The sequence below is a fragment of the Bradyrhizobium sp. Ce-3 genome (genome assembly GCF_022835695.1).
In the GTDB taxonomy this organism is placed as follows: Bacteria; Pseudomonadota; Alphaproteobacteria; order Rhizobiales; family Xanthobacteraceae; genus Bradyrhizobium.
Genome location: NZ_BQUV01000006.1, coordinates 465,442 through 478,568, shown reverse-complemented (window position 1 = coordinate 478,568; position 13,127 = coordinate 465,442). Strand labels below are relative to the sequence as shown.

The window sequence follows — 13,127 nt, the reverse complement described above, 5'->3', positions numbered from 1 at the left end:
CGGGACGGAGGTATCCGGCACGAGAATAGCGGCGCCGTTCAAGGACCGTGCCTTCTCGCCAAATTCGAACGGCGGCTAGAATTTCTCAAGCGGCGCTGCCGAAAGCCGTGAAGGACACGTCATCTTCCAGGCGGCACTTTCAAGCCAGCCACGCGCGAGCTTTCATCCGGCCTCGTGAACCTGACGGCCCTCGAACCATGTCGAAAGCACCTCGGTCTGCGATAGAAGTTCCGGCGCAATCGCGAACAAGTCGCGATCGACCAGGATGAAATCCGCCGACTTTCCGGCTTCGATCGATCCGGTGAGATCGGACAAGCCCATCGCCCGCGCCGCGTTGACGGTATAGACGCGCAGCACCGTCTCGAGATCGAGCGCCTGCTCCGGCCAAAGCGCGCCATCATATCCGCCCCGCGGATTGCGGCGCGTGATCATCCCTTCGATCCCGAGCCAGGGGTCCGGATTAGCCACAACCGGCCAATCCGATCCGGCCGCCATCAACGCGCCGGCGGCGTGGAAATCGCGAAGCGGCCAATAGCAGTCGGCGCGATCCTCCGGTATCGCCGCGCGGATGGCTTGCTGGATCGGGCCGGGATACCAGATGATCGGCGACAGGTCGGCTGCGACGTCGAGTGCGCGGAAGCGCGGGATATCGGCGGGGGCGACGAACCCCGCATGCGCGATCTGGTGCGTAGCACCGGCGCCGTTTCCGGGTCCGTTGAAGCTGCGCACGACGTCAATGGCGTCGAGCGTATCGCGAACCGCGGCATCGCCGGTGCAATGCACCTTGACCCGCATCCGATGCTTTTCGGCCTTTGCGATCCACCGCACCAGATCGGGAATCGAGATCAAGGGATCGCCGCAAAAGCAGCAGCCTTGCAAGCGCGTGGCGCGGTATGGCGTGAGCATGGCAGCGGTACGCGTCGTCGGCACCCCGTCCATGAACAGCTTGATGAAATCGGGGCGGACGTGGCGGGTGCGATAGGCCTCACGGCGCACGATCAGCGCGTCGCCGACGAGATCGGCGCCCGACAGCGTCCGCTGCGCGGGCAGCGAGGCGACGCACCAGCCATTTAGCTCATTCGCGCGATCGAGCGCGGCCAGCGCCTCCAGGAACGGGAGCGTCGTGGTCGCATCCTGAAAGGCGGTGACGCCGAAGCCGTTGAGAATTTCAACCGCGCGGCGGCACGAAGCCTTGTTGCGCTCCGCGAGATCCGGGATGCTTCGCTCGACCGCCTGCTCGGCGAGCCCCGAGGCTCGCTCCAGCAACAGCCCGGTCGCAGCCCCTGTCTCCCCATCGCGCAGGATTTGGCCGTCCTGCGGATCGGGGGTGCCGGCGTCGATCCCGATCAGCTCCAACGCACGAGAGTTGACCCACCGGTTGTGCTGGCTGTCGTCGCGCAGCATCACCGGATGCGCCCCGGAAACGGCATCGAGCGCCGCCAGCGAACTTGCGCGGCCGATCACCTCGACCAGTTGACTTCCCCAGATGCCGCCGAAGACCCACTCGCCCGGTTTGGTCGTCGCGCATCGCGCGCGCACAGCTTCGAGCACCGCATCGAACGACATCGTCGGCAAGAGTTTCAATTCATAGAGGTCGGCTTGCCCGCCACGGAGATGGTGGTTGTGCACGTCGACGATACCGGGCAACAGCATGCCGCCGCCAAGATCGACCATCCTGGTTCCGGGACCGGCCAGGCCTTTGACGTCGAGATCGCGACCGACGGCAACGATGGTGCCGCCGGCCACCGCAATCGCCTCGGCGCGACTCGCAGCGGCATCCGCCGTGAACACGTTTCCATTATGGAAGATCAGTTCCGGCCGCATCATCGTGCCTGGCCCTCAGTGCGCCGAGAGGTTTCGCGGCTGCCGCCAGAAAATAGTGAGGCACAGGGCGTAGACCGCGATTGCGGCGGTCTGCAGCCAGTAAGGCAGCGTGGACTGGCCGCTGAGAACGCTGTGCAGCGCGTCGGATAGATTGACGGCGCAGAGACCAAGAACCGTGACCCAGATCGCGACCAAGGCGAAGATGACCTCTCCCGAACGCGCGGCGGAGACAAACACGCAGATATAGGCCACCACCGCGAACGAGATGATCTTGTCCTGATAGGCGTAATAGGGTGTATCGTAGTAGATAAACAGGATCGGCACTTTAATTCCGAAGAAGTGCGCCACCGCCATGCAGCAGAAGTAGGCTACGCCCGCCCACAGAAGCAGATTGAGTATCCGACCGCTCATCGATTTACCCATGAAGGACCTTGCGAGAAATATCCGTAGGCGATGGTAGGCTGGTTGTGCCGTTCCGATCGTTTCATGGTCCCACATCAATCATGGACCAGCCAGACACATTAATTTCTGACCGAGGAAACCATGGCCTACCATCGCAAGCGCCCCGCCCCGGATCCCTGCCCCGTCGAGACGGTCCTCAAGATCGTCTCGGGCAAGTGGAAGGTTCGCGTGCTTCATCTCCTCTCGCTCGACGAACTCAGCTTTGGCGAATTGCGCAACTCGATCGTGGGCGTTCGACAGCAAGTCTTGTCCAGCCTGCTGCGGGACCTGATCGCCGACGGCGCGGTCCGGCAGCGCAAGATTTCATCCGAACGATCGATCTACGCGCTGACGGAGAGGGGCTTCGAGCTTGTTGCGCTGCTGACCCCGCTGGCCGAGTGGGGAAACAATCTGCTCGCCGAACAGGGCATTGCATGGCGACCGCCCGAGCCGCGGCGAAGCGCTCAGCACGGTGGCGGTGGCGAGACCTACCTGGCATCGGCGCACCCGTCCGCGCGGAACGCGCAACGATAATTGCGCTCGACCGGTCTGCTTACCGATTGCCGCGCCGGCTGACGCAGAAGGCGATCACGACCAGCGGCACGGCGAGCGCCAGCCATGAAGCCTGGTCCCAGATGCCGTCGCCGAGCAATGCGGAGATCGATCCAAAGGCGATCACGGCGCAGAGCAGCACTGGCGCCAGGAAGATTGCGTGACCGAACGTTTTGCTGCTGGCATCTGCATGCCGTCGAGATAGAGCAGCGGCTGGAAACCTTGGATGCGCAGCGATTCAAACCGCGTGTCGTTCGGGCTGCTGGTGACGACGCCAGGCGTGTAGCCGATGGCCTGCGGCTTCGCCGAGAAAAGAATGGAACGCCACTCGCGCGTGCATCGGGAAACATTCCCGATGCCGGTCGCATCGTTGAACCGTTCAGAAACGGTTCCCGATCTTCCGACACATGGCCCTTGGTCTTGCCGAGGCGTCCAGGCACCGCTGCAGCGGCTTCGCGGTGAACGGGTTTCCAGATTGCCTGCGTCCGCCGCCGTAGCTGGGGATGTTGCCGCGGGTCGCTCGACGGGGCGCGACCGGCTTGTTAAGCCGCGTCTCCGCAAGGACAATTTGAGTCGGGGCAGATGACCGTAGCGATCGAGATGGGACAGACGACGGCCGGCGCTGCGGCGGCCATCGACCTCGAGGAGCTGTTGGCGACGCGCCTGCTGGTGCAGGGCAATTCCGGTTCCGGAAAATCCCATCTGCTGCGCCGGCTGCTGGAACAGAGCGCGCCCTGGGTGCAGCAGACAATTATCGATCCCGAAGGCGACTTCGTGACCCTGGCCGAGCGATTCGGCCACCTCGTCATCGACGCCGAGGACCATACCGAGCGCAGCCTGCAGGTCGCCGGCGAGCGCGTGCGGATCCACCGCGTGTCCACCGTGCTCAATCTCGAAGGGCTCGACGCCGAGAACCAGATGCGGCGGGCGGCGGCGTTCCTCGGCGGCATGTTCGAGGTCCCGCGCGACCACTGGTATCCGATGCTGGTGGTGGTCGACGAGGCGCAGCTGTTCGCGCCGGCGATCGCCGGCGAAGTGTCCGACGAAGCGCGCAAGCTCTCGCTCGGCGCGATGACCAATTTGATGTGCCGTGGCCGCAAGCGCGGCCTTGCCGGGATCATCGCGACCCAGCGGCTGGCGAAGCTCGCCAAGAACGTCGCGGCCGAAGCGTCGAACTTCCTGATGGGCCGCACCTTCCTCGATATCGACATGGCGCGCGCCGCCGACCTGCTCGGCATGGAGCGGCGGCAGGCGGAGGCCTTCCGCGATCTGGAGCGCGGACAATTCATGGCGCTCGGTCCCGCGCTGTCGCGCCGTCCGCTCGGCTTGCGGATCGGTCCGACCGACACCCAGCCGCGCAACGCGGCGCCGCGGCTGATGCCGCTGCCTGAAGCGGCGCTGGAAGACGCACGCGCCATCATCCTCGCAGCCCCGCCGCCGGAAACAACGGCGAGGCCGCCGCGCCGGGCACCGTCGCCCGACCTGCTCAGCCAGCTGATGGCCGCCAAGCCCGCGGAGCCGGATCCCGAATCCGCCGAACCGCCGCCGAGCGCCGAGCAATTGGCCGAACGGCGCGAGCGGCTGGACCGCATCCTGCGCGCCATCCTCGCCGAGCCCGACGCGGGCTTCCGCGCCATCGGCGTGCTCTATCAGGAGTTCGTGGTCCGCTGCCGCATCGAAGGGCTCGGTGCCGTCGTGCCGGAGCTGACCGAGTTTCGCCGCATGCTGACGCGCGCGCGCGCCGGGCTCGGTGCCGACATGGCGGAGGACGACGCCTGGCAGGACGTCTCGCTGCGGGCCGCGCTGCTGCCCGAGGACATGCAGGGCGTCTTCATGATGATCGCGCGCGCGGCGAAGGAAGGCTGGCCCTGCCCGAGCGATGCCGCGATCGCCCGCGCCTACGGCACGCACTCATTGCGCCGTGCGCGGCACCTTCTGACCTATATCGAGGAGCAAGGCCTGATCGTCTGCCAGCTCGACGGCGCCGGCCGGCGCACCGTGACCCTGGTCGAACTCGCCTGGGCGACGGCGGCGGCCGACCCGAATGCAGATGATGCGGCGGCGGAAGCGGGCTGCAGCAGCTCGCCGCCGTAATCCGGGATTGGACAGAGAGAGACCGACACGAAAAAGCCCGCCGGAAGGCGGGCTTTTTCATCTCTGCCGGTCGAGAGATTTGGTTGCGGGGATAGGATTTGAACCTATGACCTTCAGGTTATGAGCCTGACGAGCTACCGGGCTGCTCCACCCCGCGTTAAACCGTTGCGCGCCTTTCAGAAAGAGTGCCCGAGCCGGTCGGCCAACGCATCAGATGGCGCCGATCGATCCGTCCGGAGGCTTCCTGAGAAGGCGACCCGGGCCGAAGCCGTCGGGTGCGAGGGGTATGTATCAACGTGAGGGGGGTTTGGAAAGCCCCGGATGCGGGTTTTTGAGGATTTTGTGACGTCGAACCCACCGGTTTTCCTGGCAAATTTACCGCCGGGAACCGGCTCTTGCCAGAACGCGCGCAAAAGCGGAGCTTGGCGCCCAACAAAGCCGTCAAGAAAATGTCATCCAAGGGGAAACGCCGAGGGGGAACGCCATGGACCGGCCGTTGAAGAGCCCGGCTCTCTATGCGCTTGAGGAGGCCTTTCACCGCCAGTTCGCGCTGTCGCGCAGCGAGCCGGCGCCGAGTTTGCAGGCCCGGCTCGACCGGCTGCGCCGCCTGCGCGCCGCGCTGACCGAGAACGAGGCGCGATTCGAGGCGGCGATCTCGGCCGATTTCGGCCACCGCTCCACCGTCGAGACCGCGATCGCCGAAACCATGCTGGTGCTCGGCGAGATCAAACATGCCGCCAAGCACCTCAAAGGCTGGATGGCGCCGCGGAAGGTCCCGACCACGGTGCAGTTCGCCCCGGCCAGGAACCGGCTGATGCCGCAGCCGCTCGGCGTGGTCGGCATCATCGCGCCCTGGAATTATCCGCTGCAGCTGACCTTGGCGCCCGCGGTCGCCGCGATCGCAGCCGGCAACCGCGCCATCATCAAGCCAAGCGAGCTGGTGCCGCGCTTCGCCGAACTGCTGATGGACGTCATCGCCAAGAAATTCGACACCGCCGAGCTCGCGGTCACCGATACCGACGACGAGATCGCAAAAGCCTTTGCCGCGCTGCCGTTCGATCATCTGATCTTCACCGGCTCCACTCGAATCGGCCGGCTGGTCGCGGAAGCCTGCGGCCGCAATCTGACACCGGTGACGCTCGAGCTCGGCGGCAAGTCGCCCGTGATCGTCGACGGCTCCGCCGACATCGATGAAGCCGCGCAACGCATCGCCTACGGCAAGCTGCTCAATGCCGGCCAGACCTGCATCGCGCCCGATTACGTGCTGGTGCCGCAGGCCTCGGTGCAGCCGCTCGCGCTGCGGCTGCAGGGCCACATGCAGCACATGTTCGGCACCGATCCGAAAAATCCGGACTACACCTCGATCGTCTCGGACCGGCATTATGCAAGGCTCGAGAGCCTTGTCGCCGACGCTGCCGCCAAGGGCGCGACCATCATGCAGCAGGCGGCGCCGAACGATCCCGAGTGGAAGGGCATGCGCAAATTCCCGCCGACCGTCATCGTCGATGCGACGCCCGAGATGACCGTGATGCAGGAGGAGATCTTCGGGCCGCTATTGCCGGTCATCGGCTATCGCGACGCTGGCGACGCGATCGACTTCATCAACAGGCGCGACCGTCCGCTGGTGCTGTACTGGTTCGGCACCGACAACGCCGCGCGCGATCAGGTGCTGGCACGCACGGTGTCCGGCGGCGTTACGGTCAATGACTGCCTCTTCCATTTCGCGCAAGCCTATCAGCCGATGGGCGGCGTCGGTGCCTCCGGCAGCGGCGCCTATCACGGCGAATGGGGGTTCAAGACGCTGACCAAGCTGAAACCGGTGTTCTACCGCTCGCGCTTCAACCGGCTCGCCGATCTCTATCCGCCCTATGGCGCGAAGATCGCGCGGCTGGAGAAAGTGATGCGGATGTTGTCGTAGCCGTCATTCCCGGTGCGCAATTGCGCACCGGGGGCTCGCGCTGCGCGCGCCCCGGAATGACGACTAACAGGGGGAAACATACGTGACTGACACATTTGATTTCGTGGTGGTGGGCGCTGGCTCCGGCGGTTGCGCGGTGGCGGGGCGGTTGTCGGAGGATGCGGCGACCTCGGTGGCGGTGCTCGATGCCGGCGGCAACAACGACAATTGGGTGGTGACGACGCCCGGCGCCATCATCCTGATGCTCTCGGGCAAGCTCAACAACTGGGCGTTCGACACGGTGCCGCAGAAGGGCCTCAACGGCCGCATCGGCTATCAGCCCCGCGGCAAGGGGCTCGGCGGCTCGAGCGCGATCAACGCCATGGTCTATATCCGCGGTCATCGCGCCGACTACGATCACTGGGCGTCGCTCGGCAACGCCGGCTGGAGCTACGCCGACGTGCTGCCCTACTTCAAGCGTTCGGAGCACAACACCGAGCTCGACGGCGAGTACCACGGCAAGGGCGGACCGCTCAACGTCACCAGCCTGCAGTCCGACAATCCGGTCAAGGAGATGTTCTTGCAGGGCGCACGCGAGGCCCAGTTCCGGATCCGCGACGATTTCAACGGCGCCGAACAGGAAGGCCTCGGCATCTACCAGGTGACCCAGCGCAACGGCGAGCGCTGGAGCGCCGCGCGCGGCTATATCCATCCCCACATGGGCCGCCGGCCCAATCTGCGCATCGAGACGCAGGCGCAGGCGACCCGCATCGTCTTCGAGGGCAAGCGCGCGGTCGGCGTCGAATACATGCAAGGCAAGGAGAAGAAGGTGCTGCGCGCGCGGCGCGAGGTCATCCTGTCGGCCGGTGCGTTCCAGTCGCCGCAATTGCTGATGCTGTCGGGCGTCGGCGACGCCACCGCGCTCGGCAAGCACGGCATCGCCGGCGTGCATGATCTGCCGGGTGTCGGGCAGAACCTGCAGGACCACCCGGATTTCGTGTTCGGCTTCGCTTCCGACGCTCCCTATTTCTCGGGACTGTCGTGGGGCGGCATCGGGCGGATCATCAAGGGCATCGGGCAATATCGGCGCGAGCGGCGCGGCCCGATGACCTCGAACGTCGCCGAATGCGGCGGCTTCCTGAAGACGCAAGCCGAGCTCGACGTCCCCGACATCCAGCTGCATTTCTGCATGGCCATGGTGGAAGACCACGGCCGCAAGCCGCGCTGGGGCACCGGCTTCTCCTGCCATGTCTGCCTGCTGCGCCCGAAGAGCCGCGGTAGCGTCTGGCTGAACAGCGCCGATCCCCTGGCGGCCCCCGCGATCGATCCAAACTTCTTCGGCGAGGACAGCGACGTCGAGGCCATGGTCGCGGGCTTCAAGATGACGAAGCGGCTGCTCGACACGCCGGCGCTGCGCGCCCTGCAGCAGAAGGACATGTTCACCGCTGACGTGCGCACCGACGACGACATCCGCAACATCCTGCGGGCGCGCTCCGACACGGTCTATCACCCGGTCGGCACCTGCAAGATGGGCACGGATGATCCGCTCGCAGTGGTCGATCCGCAGCTGCGCGTGCACGGGCTGGAAGGCTTGCGCGTGGTCGACGCCTCGATCATGCCGACCCTGATCGGCGGCAACACCAACGCGCCGACCATCATGATCGGCGAGAAGGCCGCCGACATGATCAAGGCGGAGATGCGGGCGGGATAACCAAATACATGGAGTGGGCACGGCGCGAGAGCGCCCTTGCCCACCCCACCAAATTGCCGCTGCAGGGGCGCGCTGCCAAAATATCGAAAACAACCCCATGCACAGTAGACGGCGGCGGCTGCCGGGAACACCGCGACTTGACACGTCGGGCAACTCAGCGATATCTTTCTATTATTCCGAAGTCGCGTATCGTCGTCCCTGCGAAAGCAGGGACCGATACGCCGCGGCGGACCTTGTCGCAGCAACTCGTCGTTCCAGCGTCGCCCAGCCCCTGCGCGGCGCCGGTGATGAGGATGATTTCTTTACTGACCTCGAATAGGTCGGACATCGGCAGGTTCCCGGATTGAAGAGGACGCGCGATAGCGACAATTGTCCCTGATGTAAGCAGCTTTGATCAACCGGGGGACGCTAAAGCGCGATCTGATCAGGTTGAATCGTCATCGCGCTTTAGCTCTTTGATTGATCATGATCTTTTCGGAAAACCGCTTCGCACTTTTCCGGATCATGCTTTAGGAGATTGGGGCAGGAATCCCTCCATGAACCTCTTCGACATCGTCGTGACGCTCGGGCTGGTATTCGCGGTCGTCACCGGCTTCATGACCGGCCTGCTGCGCAGCGCGGTCACCATCCTGGCCTATCTCGTTGCCATGCCGCTTGCGGTCGCGGCGCTGGCGATGATCGGCCCCCACATCGCGACGCTGCCGTCGTCGCCGTTTCCGCCCAACGGGGTGCTGCTGTTCGGCCTCTTCCTTCTGATCGGCGTCATCCTCGGAAAGATGGCGCGGACGATGCTCGACGACACCATCGGCGCGCAAATCGGAATCGGCGACCGGCTCGGCGGCGCACTGCTCGGCGCGATCAGGGTCGGCCTCGTCGTGACCACGCTGGTGCTGGTGTTCGATCAACTGGTGCCGCTGGCCAGGCAGCCGCAATTCCTCAACGGATCGCAATTGCGGCCGTGGTTCTCCGCGGCCGGACAGGCCGGATTCCGCTCGTTGCCGCCCGAAGCCACCATGGCGATCGAGCGGCTGCGGCGCGAGCAGCGCATCTAACCCACCGCGCTCACCGGCCTGTTCCGACCCGGCATGCACTTATGCATTGCACCTCCCTTACCGGCGCCGCCGGGCTTGGCTAGACTGGCGCCAGCGAAACTTTACAAACCAACCCGACATCATAGGGAGTGAACTCGTGGATCTTGGAATCAAAGGCCGCCGGGCCATCGTCTGCGCATCGAGCAAGGGACTGGGCCGCGCCTGCGCGATCGCGCTCGCCAATGAGGGGGTGCATGTCACCCTGACGGCGCGCGGCGCCGAAGCGCTGAAGCAGACCGCCGACGAGATCCGCAAGGCCCATCCGTCGGTCACCGTCACCGAGATCGTCGGCGACATCACGACGCCGGCGGGACGCGAAGCCGTGCTCAAGGCCTGCCCCGAGCCGGACATCCTGATCAACAATGCCGGCGGCCCGCCGCCCGGCGACTTCCGCAACTGGACCCGCGACGACTGGATCAAGGCGATCGACGCCAACATGCTGACGCCGATCGAGCTGATCAAGGCGACCGTCGACGGCATGATGGCGCGCAAGTTCGGCCGCATCGTCAACATCACCTCGGCCGCGGTGAAGGCGCCGATCGAAATTCTCGGCCTGTCCAACGGCGCCCGCGCCGGCCTCACCGGCTTCGTCGCCGGCCTGTCGCGCAAGACCGTGATCAACAACGTCACCATCAACGGCCTGCTGCCGGGCCCGTTCGACACCGACCGCCTGCGCGGCACCGCCAAGCCTGAAGCTGAAAAGCGCGGCATCTCGGCCGACCAGGTGCTGGCCGAGCGCGCCAAGCTGAACCCCGCCGGCCGCTTCGGCCATCCCGACGAATTCGGCTACGCCTGCGCCTTCCTGTGCGGCGCCAAGGCCGGCTTCATCACCGGGCAGAACCTGCTGCTCGATGGCGGTGCCTTCCCAGGCACGCTGTGAAGGCCGTCTGGTACGAACGAACCGGCGCGGCGCCGACGGTGCTTACCGTCGGCGAGATGCCGACGCCCGAGGCCGGCCCCGGCGAAGTCCGGGTTCGGCTCGAGGCCTCCGGCGTCAATCCGGCCGATGTCGGCCGCCGCAGCGGCAACTATCGTGCGATGGAATTTCCCCGCGTGATTCCGAACAGCGATGGCGCCGGGATCATCGACCAGGTCGGTGAAGGCGTGACGCGCTTTGCGGTCGGCGACCACGTCTGGCTGTTCAACGGCCAGCGCAACGGTCGCGCCTTCGGCACCGCGGCCGAATACATCACGCTTGCCGATTATCTGGTGACGCCGCTGCCGCAGGACGTGTCGTTCGCGGCCGGCGCGACGCTCGGCATCCCCTGCATGACGGCGTGGTGCGCGCTGTTTGCCGACGGTCCGGTCGCGGGACAGACCGTGCTGGTCACCGGCGGCGCCGGCGCGGTCGGTCACTATGCCGTGCAACTCGCCAAGTGGGGCGGCGCGCGGGTGATCGCGACGGTGAGCTCGCAAGTCAAGGACGTCGAGGCGCGGCTTGCCGGCGCCGACACGGTCGTCAACTACCGGACCGAGGACGTCGTCTCCAAGGTGATGGCCTTCACCGAAAACCGCGGCGTCGACCGCGTGATCGACGTCGATTTCGGCGGCAACCTCGCCACCACGCTGAAGATCATGGCGTTGAACTCGACGATCGCGGTCTATGCCACCAACGGCAACCGCACGCCCGTGCTGCCGGTGCGCGAATTGATGGAGAAATGCATCACGGTGCGCACGCTGGTGCTGTTCGCGCTGCCGCCGCCGCTGCTCGCGGCCGCACAGGCCGACATCACCAAATGGTTGGAGTCGGGCACCCGCGTGCACAACATCTCAGGCCAATTCGCGCTGGCCGAGACCGCCGACGCCCATCTCGCCGTCGAGAAGGGCGACAAGATCGGCACCGTGATCGTCAACTGCGCGCGGTAGTCTTGCTCTCGCTTCTCCCTCTCCCCGTTCTTACGGGGTCGAGACGAGCGGAGCTCGCTCTTAGAGGGCTGGGGTGAGGGGCTATCACCGCGAAGGTGATAGCGAAGTATGCCGAGGCTCCCCCTCACCCTGAATTCAAGCTACGCTTGAATTCCGACCTCTCCCCGCAAGCGGGGCGAGGTAAGCATGCAGCTCCTACTGAACCGGCGTGATGCGCTCATTGCTTGGCGAAACACCGAGCTCGTCGAGCCCCTCGGCGAGGAAATCGCCGAGCATCGGCTCGCCCAACAGATAGCTCGCAGTGCGGCCGTTGCGCCCACGCGCGGCTTCGCGGCGGAGATCGGCCCATTCCTCGATGGTGGCATCGCCGCGGCCGAGCCGCATCAGCGCGACGAGGTCGACCTGCTCGTCCTCGCTCAGCGCATCGATGAAGCCGGTGATCTCACGCGCCACCGGATCGTTGCCATCATCCTCCAGCACGTCGATCATCTCGTCATCGGCGCCGTTCGAGCCGGAGTCCGGATCGACGATCTCCTCCTTGACGTCGAATTCCCGCGCCTTCTCGATCAAGAAGCCAACCTTCTCGGGGGAGATTGTGAGTTCCGGCATGAGCGCACTCCTTCATCCAACGAGGCGGTAACGCAGGAGGCGCCGACTTGATCCATTGCGCCGGCGCGCGGAAACCCGCATGGTCCGGCCACAACCAAGAAAATCGAGGACACGCCGCATGCAATGGACAATCGGCAAAGTCAAAATCACAAAAGTCGTCGAGCTCGAGACCGTCGGCAGCACCCGCTTCATCCTGCCGCTGGCCGGGCGGGAGGAGATCCAGAGCCTGCCCTGGCTGATCCCGCATTTTGCCAATGAGGATGGCCGGCTGAAGATGTCGATCCATTCGCTGCTGGTCGAGACGCCGGAGCACCGCATCATCGTCGACACCGGGCTCGGCAACGACAAGCAGGGCCGCAACGTACCGACCTGGAACAACCGCAGCGATCCATTCCTTGAAAAGCTGACCGCGGCCGGGTTTGCGCCCGACAGCATCGACACCGTGCTGTGCACGCATCTGCATGTCGACCATGTCGGCTGGAACACCAAGCTCGTCGGCGGCAAATGGGTGCCGACCTTCGCCAAGGCGCGTTACGTGTTCGGCAAGACCGAATTCGAGCACTGGCGCGACCACAGCGACGATGCCGCGCATGCCGCCGTGTTCGCCGATTCCGTGAAGCCGATCGCGGATGCCGGCAAGGCCGAGCTGGTACCGAGCGATCACCGGCTGACCGAGGAGATCACGCTGATCCCGACGCCGGGCCACAGCCCCGGACACATGAGCATCCATATCAAGTCCGGCGGCGCGGAAGGACTGTTGACCGGCGACGTCGCCCATCATCCCTGCCAGATGTACCACCTCGACTGGTCGTCGACAGCGGACTCCGACCAGAAGCAATCGGCCGCGACGCGGCGCGACTTGTTCTCGCGCTTTGCCGACACGCCGACGCTGGTGATCGGCGGCCATTTCAATGCCGGCCACATCAAGCGCGACGGCGACGCGTTCAGGTTCGTCGCGCTGGACTGATCGGCCCGAAATGGCCTCGAAATAAGGCTTGGCAGCAATGCAGCGCGCTCATGGCGGTTGAATTTCCGCCCGTGC

Annotated in this window: 13 protein-coding genes and 1 tRNA gene; 8 read left to right on the top strand and 6 right to left on the bottom strand. The window is 65.4% G+C overall.

The window, feature by feature from the left end:
* Positions 1 to 162: 162 nt before the first annotated feature.
* The gene (locus tag BRSPCE3_RS23020) at positions 163 to 1,746 is read right to left on the bottom strand and encodes an amidohydrolase (RefSeq protein WP_244068524.1); all 1,584 of its coding nucleotides are present in this window, start codon (positions 1,744 to 1,746) and stop codon (positions 163 to 165) included.
* Positions 1,747 to 1,839: 93 nt separating this feature from the next.
* On the bottom strand, positions 1,840 to 2,235 hold the full coding sequence (locus tag BRSPCE3_RS23015; RefSeq protein WP_244068522.1) for a hypothetical protein: 396 nt from the start codon (positions 2,233 to 2,235) through the stop codon (positions 1,840 to 1,842).
* A gap of 132 nt (positions 2,236 to 2,367) precedes the next feature.
* On the opposite strand from BRSPCE3_RS23015, the gene BRSPCE3_RS23010 reads away from it, so the two are divergent.
* Positions 2,368 to 2,799, top strand: a complete 432-nt coding sequence (locus BRSPCE3_RS23010; RefSeq protein ID WP_244068520.1) for a helix-turn-helix domain-containing protein — start codon at positions 2,368 to 2,370, stop codon at positions 2,797 to 2,799.
* Between the two features lie 19 nt (positions 2,800 to 2,818).
* On the opposite strand, the gene BRSPCE3_RS36085 is transcribed toward BRSPCE3_RS23010, so the two are convergent.
* On the bottom strand, positions 2,819 to 2,944 hold the full coding sequence (locus BRSPCE3_RS36085) for a hypothetical protein (RefSeq protein ID WP_283843159.1): 126 nt from the start codon (positions 2,942 to 2,944) through the stop codon (positions 2,819 to 2,821).
* Between the two features lie 455 nt (positions 2,945 to 3,399).
* On the opposite strand from BRSPCE3_RS36085, the gene BRSPCE3_RS23005 reads away from it, so the two are divergent.
* Positions 3,400 to 4,911: an ATP-binding protein gene (locus BRSPCE3_RS23005; RefSeq protein ID WP_244068517.1), complete on the top strand. Its 1,512-nt coding sequence runs from the start codon at positions 3,400 to 3,402 to the stop codon at positions 4,909 to 4,911.
* A gap of 80 nt (positions 4,912 to 4,991) precedes the next feature.
* On the opposite strand, the gene BRSPCE3_RS23000 is transcribed toward BRSPCE3_RS23005, so the two are convergent.
* A tRNA-Met gene (locus BRSPCE3_RS23000) sits at positions 4,992 to 5,068 on the bottom strand.
* Positions 5,069 to 5,395: 327 nt separating this feature from the next.
* Here BRSPCE3_RS23000 and BRSPCE3_RS22995 point away from each other — a divergent pair.
* Together BRSPCE3_RS22995 and BRSPCE3_RS22990 are read left to right on the top strand one after the other, a co-directional pair.
* Positions 5,396 to 6,829 carry an aldehyde dehydrogenase family protein gene (locus BRSPCE3_RS22995; protein WP_244068515.1) on the top strand — a complete coding sequence of 478 codons (1,434 nt, stop codon included), beginning with the start codon at positions 5,396 to 5,398 and terminating at the stop codon, positions 6,827 to 6,829.
* 82 nt (positions 6,830 to 6,911) lie between these two features.
* Positions 6,912 to 8,519, top strand: coding sequence for a GMC family oxidoreductase (locus BRSPCE3_RS22990; protein ID WP_244068513.1), 1,608 nt, complete (start codon positions 6,912 to 6,914; stop codon positions 8,517 to 8,519).
* Between the two features lie 154 nt (positions 8,520 to 8,673).
* Here the strand turns inward: BRSPCE3_RS22990 and BRSPCE3_RS22985 are convergent, their stop codons facing one another.
* The gene (locus BRSPCE3_RS22985; RefSeq protein WP_244068510.1) at positions 8,674 to 8,847 is read right to left on the bottom strand and encodes a hypothetical protein; all 174 of its coding nucleotides are present in this window, start codon (positions 8,845 to 8,847) and stop codon (positions 8,674 to 8,676) included.
* Positions 8,848 to 9,055: 208 nt separating this feature from the next.
* Between BRSPCE3_RS22985 and BRSPCE3_RS22980 the strand changes: the two genes are divergently transcribed.
* The 3 genes from BRSPCE3_RS22980 to BRSPCE3_RS22970 all read left to right on the top strand — a co-directional run bounded on the left by BRSPCE3_RS22980 (position 9,056) and on the right by BRSPCE3_RS22970 (position 11,476).
* Positions 9,056 to 9,571 (top strand): CvpA family protein, encoded by a 516-nt coding sequence (locus BRSPCE3_RS22980; protein ID WP_244068508.1) that lies wholly within the window; start codon positions 9,056 to 9,058, stop codon positions 9,569 to 9,571.
* 136 nt (positions 9,572 to 9,707) lie between these two features.
* On the top strand, positions 9,708 to 10,490 hold the full coding sequence (locus tag BRSPCE3_RS22975) for an SDR family oxidoreductase (protein ID WP_244068506.1): 783 nt from the start codon (positions 9,708 to 9,710) through the stop codon (positions 10,488 to 10,490).
* Positions 10,487 to 11,476, top strand: coding sequence for an NADPH:quinone reductase (locus tag BRSPCE3_RS22970; RefSeq protein ID WP_244068504.1), 990 nt, complete (start codon positions 10,487 to 10,489; stop codon positions 11,474 to 11,476). The genes BRSPCE3_RS22975 and BRSPCE3_RS22970 overlap by 4 nt, the downstream gene beginning before the upstream one ends.
* A 195-nt stretch (positions 11,477 to 11,671) precedes the next feature.
* Here the strand turns inward: BRSPCE3_RS22970 and BRSPCE3_RS22965 are convergent, their stop codons facing one another.
* A complete protein-coding gene (locus BRSPCE3_RS22965) occupies positions 11,672 to 12,085 on the bottom strand; it encodes a DUF3775 domain-containing protein (RefSeq protein ID WP_244068502.1) in 414 nt (137 codons plus the stop codon).
* Between the two features lie 118 nt (positions 12,086 to 12,203).
* Here BRSPCE3_RS22965 and BRSPCE3_RS22960 point away from each other — a divergent pair, with 118 nt between their 5' ends.
* Positions 12,204 to 13,052, top strand: a complete 849-nt coding sequence (locus BRSPCE3_RS22960) for an MBL fold metallo-hydrolase (protein WP_244068500.1) — start codon at positions 12,204 to 12,206, stop codon at positions 13,050 to 13,052.
* Positions 13,053 to 13,127: the final 75 nt, after the last annotated feature.